Here is a 3,315-nt window from a genome sequence, read left to right on the forward strand (position 1 = left end):
CGCGCGGCGGCGGCCTCGACGTCGGCGGGGGTGCGCGGGGGAGCCGGCGGGGTCGGGCGCTGCTCGACCGGCGGGTCGTCGGTCGCCTGGTCCTGCTTGCGCTGCCACCACCGCGTGGGGCTGGGGTCGTTCGCGTCCATCACCGGTGAGCCTAGGGGTCCCTGAGGCACATGTGGTGCCGAACGGTCAGTAGACCAGCGCCTGCACGTCGGGCGCGAGCACTTCCTCGACGTACGCCGCCGCGCCGGCGATCCGGACACCCTCCAACAGGTCGTCCGGCGTGAGCTCGCGACGCACCGCGCACTGCGTGCACACCGTCACCTGACCGCCGGCGATCACTGCTGCCACCAGGTCGGCCGCGGGGCTGGCCTGCGGCAGCACGAACCCGCCCCGCCCGGCCCCCAGCCAGGCCGCCTCCCCGGTCAGCCACAGGCTGACCGGCGCCCCGGCGCTCAGCGCGGTCGCGGCGACGGTGAGGCCCTGGTTGGCGCGCTCGGGGTCGTCGGCGCCGCAGGTGACCTTGACGACGAGGGGGCGCGGCATCAGGCGCCCTGGAAGCCGATGAGCCACGGGACGCCGAACCGGTCGACGACCTGCCCGTCGGTGTCGCCCCACGGCCGCGTCTCGAGCGGCTCGACGACCCGTCCGCCCTCGGCCAGCGCGGCGAACCAGCCCCGCAGCGTCTCGGGCCCGGCCGTGCCGAGCAGGGACATCAGCAGACCGTCGGAGCGGAACGGTCGCTGGTCCTCGGCGGCGTCCGAGGCGAACAGGTCCACGGGGCCGCCCCGCAGCCAGCCGTGGGCGACCGCGTCGGGTGGGCCGTCGGACCGCCCGAACTCCGCCAGCGTGTGGGTCACCGCCTCGCCGCCGAACACCCCGGCGTAGAAGTCGAGGGCCGCGCGGGCGGTGCCCGGCAGGAGCAGGTACGGGGTGGGTGCCGTCATGCGGCGATCCTAGGCAGCCCCGCCGACGAGGCCGGGATACCGCGAAGTGGGCATGACCGCACGGCCCCGCCCGGAGTGCAATCGAGGGGTGCGGACGTGTCAGGTGCTGCGGTGGCGCCGTGGGTCGAGGTCGATCGAGGAGGCGAGCCTGGAGGAGCTCGTCCAGGCCTTCTGCGGGACGCGCGCCGGTCGTCGCCACGAACGTCGCTGGGCCCGCGCTCGCGGCACCTGACCCCGCACGCCACCGGCGCCCTAGAGTGGGCGCATGCCGTTCGAGCTCCCCGACAACCTCCACCCCGACTGCGCTCCCGTGGCCTGGATGCTGGGCCGATGGGGTGGCCGCGGGCACGGCGACTACTCGACGATCGACAAGTTCGAGTTCGGCCAGGAGCTGGTCTTCACCCACGACGGCCGCCCGTTCTTCCACTACTTCTCCCGCTCCTGGATCGTCGACGGCAACGGTGAGAAGGTGCGCGACGCCGCCCAGGAGGCCGGCTTCCTGCGCTGCCGCACCGGCGGCAACCTCGAGCTGCTGCTGTCGCACTCCTCGGGCATCTCGGAGATCTGGTACGGCAAGGCCGAGGACGGCAAGCTTGAGCTGCACACCGCCGGCGTGAGCTTCACCGAGTCGGCCAAGGAGGTCACCGGCGGCAAGCGGCTCTACGGCAACGTCGAGGGCCGGCTGCTCTACGCCTACGACATGGCCGCCGTCGGGCAGGAGCTCCAGCCGCACCTGTGGGCCACGCTCGAGCGTCAGTAGGCCCGGCGGTGGTTGGAGCATGACGGACGAGCTCGCGGCCAAGCTGCGGGAGCAGGGCTACCGGCTCACCCCGCAGCGCCAGCTGGTGCTCCGCGCGGTCGAGAAGCTCGGCCACGCCACCCCCGACGAGGTGCTCGCCGAGGTCCACGCCCAGTCGAGCGCGGTCAACGTCTCCACGATCTACCGCACCCTCGAGGTGCTCGAGGAGCTCGGGCTGGTGCGCCACGCCCACCTGTCCGACCGCGCGCCGACGTACCACTCGGTCAGCGACCACGAGCACTTCCACCTGGTCTGCCGGAATTGCCACAAGGTCGTCTCGGTTGACCCTGACGTGGTCGCGCCGCTGGCCGAGCGGCTCGAGCGCGAGCAGGGCTTCGTGCTCGACGTCGGCCACCTGGCGGTCTTCGGCCGCTGCACCCACTGCGAGGAGACATGACCATGCGAAGCCCGCTGCTCGACCTGCCCGGCGCGGTCGCCGCGGACGGCATCGACCGCGACGTGGCCGCCCACTACGGCTCGTTCAACGGCGAGCAGCGCACGCTCGAGTCGGGCCAGGGGTTCGTCGACCTGTCGCACCGCGACGTCATCCGTGTCTCCGGGCCCGACCGCCTCACCTGGCTGCACTCGCTGACCACCCAGCACCTCGAGTCGCTGGCTCCGAAGGTGTCGACCGGTGTGCTCATCCTCAGCCCGCAGGGGCACGTCGAGCACGCGTTCTTCGGCTACGACGACGGCGAGTCGTTCACCGCGCACACCGAGCCGGGAGCGGCCGCGGCGCTGGTGGAGTTCCTCGACCGGATGCGGTTCATGATGCGCGTCGAGGTCGCCGACGTGACCGCCGAGCTCGCGGTCACCTGGCGGCCGTCGGCGACGGCCGAGGGGCCGTACGCCGGCTACGAGCTCATCCCGCGCGACCAGCTCACGACGTACGCCGAGGCGGCGGGCCCGGCCTGCGGCCTGTGGGCGTTCGAGGCGCTGCGGATCGCGCGCGGCGAGCCGCGCTTGGGGCTGGACACCGACCACCGCACGATCCCCAACGAGGCCGGCTGGATCGGCCCGGCGGTCCACCTCGACAAGGGCTGCTACCGCGGCCAGGAGACCGTCGCCCGGGTGCACACGCTCGGCCGGCCGCCGCGCCGCCTGACGCTGCTGCACCTCGACGGCTCGGAGAACCGGCTGCCCCCCGTCGGCGCCGACCTGCTGCTCGGCGACAAGACGGTCGGGTTCGTCGGCACCTCGGCCCGCCACCACGAGCTCGGCCCGATCGCGCTGGCGATGGTCAAGCGCAACGTCCCCCTCGACGCGACCCTGACCGTCGACGGCATGCCCGCCGCCCAGGAGGTCCTTGTCGACCCCGAGGTCGGGCTGCACGTGCGCCCGCTGCGCTGACCGATCAGCGCCGGTACATCACGTGCGTGTCGGCCGCGGTGTGCGTGAAGCCCAGCCGTGAGTAGACCGCGACCGCCGGGTCGTTGTCGGACTCGACGTACAGCAGCACCTCGCCGACGTCGAGATCGGCCAGGTGGTGCAGGCCGGCGAGCGTGAGCAGCTTGCCCAGGCCGCGGCCCTGCGCGGCCGGGTCGATGCCGACGACGTACACCTCGCCGAGGG

General features: G+C 73.3%; 6 protein-coding genes. 3 read left to right on the forward strand and 3 right to left on the reverse strand.

The annotated features are described in order from the left end of the window. Positions 1–186 precede the first annotated feature (186 nt). Both Q0L15_RS16040 and Q0L15_RS16045 read right to left on the reverse strand, forming a co-directional pair. Positions 187–543 carry a DsrE family protein gene (locus Q0L15_RS16040; RefSeq protein ID WP_296605454.1) on the reverse strand — a complete coding sequence of 119 codons (357 nt, stop codon included), beginning with the start codon at positions 541–543 and terminating at the stop codon, positions 187–189. Next, positions 543–944, reverse strand: coding sequence for a VOC family protein (locus Q0L15_RS16045; protein ID WP_296605455.1), 402 nt, complete (start codon positions 942–944; stop codon positions 543–545). The genes Q0L15_RS16040 and Q0L15_RS16045 overlap by 1 nt, the downstream gene beginning before the upstream one ends. A gap of 265 nt (positions 945–1,209) precedes the next feature. On the opposite strand from Q0L15_RS16045, the gene Q0L15_RS16050 reads away from it, so the two are divergent. From Q0L15_RS16050 to Q0L15_RS16060, 3 genes are read left to right on the forward strand one after another with little or no spacing between them, the layout of a single operon-like run. Beyond that, positions 1,210–1,704 (forward strand): FABP family protein, encoded by a 495-nt coding sequence (locus tag Q0L15_RS16050; RefSeq protein WP_296605456.1) that lies wholly within the window; start codon positions 1,210–1,212, stop codon positions 1,702–1,704. A gap of 19 nt (positions 1,705–1,723) precedes the next feature. Beyond that, complete coding sequence (locus tag Q0L15_RS16055) at positions 1,724–2,140, forward strand: Fur family transcriptional regulator (protein WP_296605457.1); 417 nt, start codon at positions 1,724–1,726, stop codon at positions 2,138–2,140. Next, complete coding sequence (locus Q0L15_RS16060; protein WP_296605458.1) at positions 2,137–3,093, forward strand: folate-binding protein; 957 nt, start codon at positions 2,137–2,139, stop codon at positions 3,091–3,093. Before Q0L15_RS16055 ends, Q0L15_RS16060 begins: the two co-directional genes overlap by 4 nt. Before the next feature lie 4 nt (positions 3,094–3,097). Here the strand turns inward: Q0L15_RS16060 and Q0L15_RS16065 are convergent. Next, positions 3,098–3,315 (reverse strand): GNAT family N-acetyltransferase (locus Q0L15_RS16065; RefSeq protein WP_296605459.1); only part of this gene is annotated, 218 nt, incomplete at its 5' end.

Source organism: Nocardioides sp. (genome assembly GCF_024509035.1).
In the GTDB taxonomy this organism is placed as follows: Bacteria; Actinomycetota; Actinomycetes; order Propionibacteriales; family Nocardioidaceae; genus Nocardioides.

Excerpts from the sequence above, each read along its gene's own strand:
- Q0L15_RS16040 (WP_296605454.1), bottom strand. The coding sequence starts at position 543 with ATGCCGCGCCCCCTCGTCGTCAAGGTCACCTGCGGCGCCGACGACCCC.
- Q0L15_RS16045 (WP_296605455.1), bottom strand. The coding sequence starts at position 944 with ATGACGGCACCCACCCCGTACCTGCTCCTGCCGGGCACCGCCCGCGCG.
- Q0L15_RS16050 (WP_296605456.1), top strand. The coding sequence starts at position 1,210 with ATGCCGTTCGAGCTCCCCGACAACCTCCACCCCGACTGCGCTCCCGTG.
- Q0L15_RS16055 (WP_296605457.1), top strand. The coding sequence starts at position 1,724 with ATGACGGACGAGCTCGCGGCCAAGCTGCGGGAGCAGGGCTACCGGCTC.
- Q0L15_RS16060 (WP_296605458.1), top strand. The coding sequence starts at position 2,137 with ATGACCATGCGAAGCCCGCTGCTCGACCTGCCCGGCGCGGTCGCCGCG.